Origin of the sequence: Colwellia chukchiensis, assembly GCF_002104455.1 — a bacterium.
GTDB classification, from domain to species: Bacteria; Pseudomonadota; Gammaproteobacteria; order Enterobacterales; family Alteromonadaceae; genus Cognaticolwellia; species Cognaticolwellia chukchiensis.
This window is the reverse complement of record NZ_NBOC01000043.1, coordinates 1-1,574: the sequence shown is the minus strand read 5'-3', so window position 1 is coordinate 1,574 and position 1,574 is coordinate 1. Positions and strand designations below refer to the sequence as shown.

The 1,574-nt window shown below is 49.6% G+C and carries 1 rRNA gene; it reads right to left on the bottom strand.

Annotation, left to right across the window (positions count from 1 at the left end):
- Positions 1–1,554: ribosomal RNA gene (locus B6K83_RS18090) — 23S ribosomal RNA — on the bottom strand; the annotation flags it as partial.
- Positions 1,555–1,574: the final 20 nt, after the last annotated feature.

Below are 1,574 nucleotides of genomic sequence, written 5' to 3'. Positions count from 1 at the left end.
CTTGGTCTTTCGGCGGGGGAGTTTTTCACTCCCCTTATCGTTACTCATGTCAGCATTCGCACTTCTGATACCTCCAGCATGCTTTACAACACACCTTCAACGGCTTACAGAACGCTCCCCTACCACTTGAACCTAAGTTCAAATCCGCAGCTTCGGTGACTAGTTTAGCCCCGTTACATCTTCCGCGCAGACCGACTCGACTAGTGAGCTATTACGCTTTCTTTAAAGGATGGCTGCTTCTAAGCCAACCTCCTAGCTGTCTATGCCTNAATCCGCAGCTTCGGTGACTAGTTTAGCCCCGTTACATCTTCCGCGCAGACCGACTCGACTAGTGAGCTATTACGCTTTCTTTAAAGGATGGCTGCTTCTAAGCCAACCTCCTAGCTGTCTATGCCTTTCCACATCGTTTCCCACTTAACTAGTACTTTGGGACCTTAGCTGGCGGTCTGGGTTGTTTCCCTCTTCACTACGGACGTTAGCACCCGTAGTGTGTCTCCCGCATATCACTCATTGGTATTCGGAGTTTGCAAAGGGTTGGTAAGTCGGGATGACCCCCTAGCCTTAACAGTGCTCTACCCCCAATGGTGTTCGTGCGAGGCTCTACCTAAATAGATTTCGGGGAGAACCAGCTATCTCCCGGCTTGATTAGCCTTTCACTCCGACCCACAAGTCATCACCGCATTTTTCAACATACGTGTGTTCGGTCCTCCAGTTGATGTTACTCAACCTTCAACCTGCCCATGGGTAGATCGCCGGGTTTCGGGTCTATACCCTGCAACTAAACGCGCAGTTAACACTCGCTTTCGCTACGGCTCCCCTAGTCGGTTAACCTTGCTACAGAATATAAGTCGCTGACCCATTATACAAAAGGTACGCAATCACCGGACTAAATCCGGCTTTCACTGCTTGTACGTATGCGGTTTCAGGTTCTATTTCACTCCCCTCACAGGGGTTCTTTTCGCCTTTCCCTCACGGTACTGGTTCACTATCGGTCAGTTAGGAGTATTTAGCCTTGGAGGATGGTCCCCCCATGTTCAGACAACGTTTCACGTGTGCCGTCCTACTCGATTTCATGATAAGTTCGTTTTCGTGTACGGGACTATCACCCTGTATCGTGCTACTTTCCAGTAGCTTCCACTAACTTACAAACCACTTAAGGGCTAATTCCCGTTCGCTCGCCGCTACTAAGGAAATCTCGGTTGATTTCTTTTCCTCGGGGTACTTAGATGTTTCAGTTCTCCCGGTTCGCCTCGCTACCCTATGTATTCAGGTAACGATACCCGCCTGATGACGGGTGGGTTTCCCCATTCGGACATCGNAATCTCGGTTGATTTCTTTTCCTCGGGGTACTTAGATGTTTCAGTTCTCCCGGTTCGCCTCGCTACCCTATGTATTCAGGTAACGATACCCGCCTGATGACGGGTGGGTTTCCCCATTCGGACATCGTAGCCTATAACGGTTTTTATCACCTTAGCTACGCTTTTCGCAGATTAACACGTCCTTCATCGCCTCTAACTGCCAAGGCATCCACCACATACGCTTAGTCACTTAACCATACAACCCCAAGTAGTTTC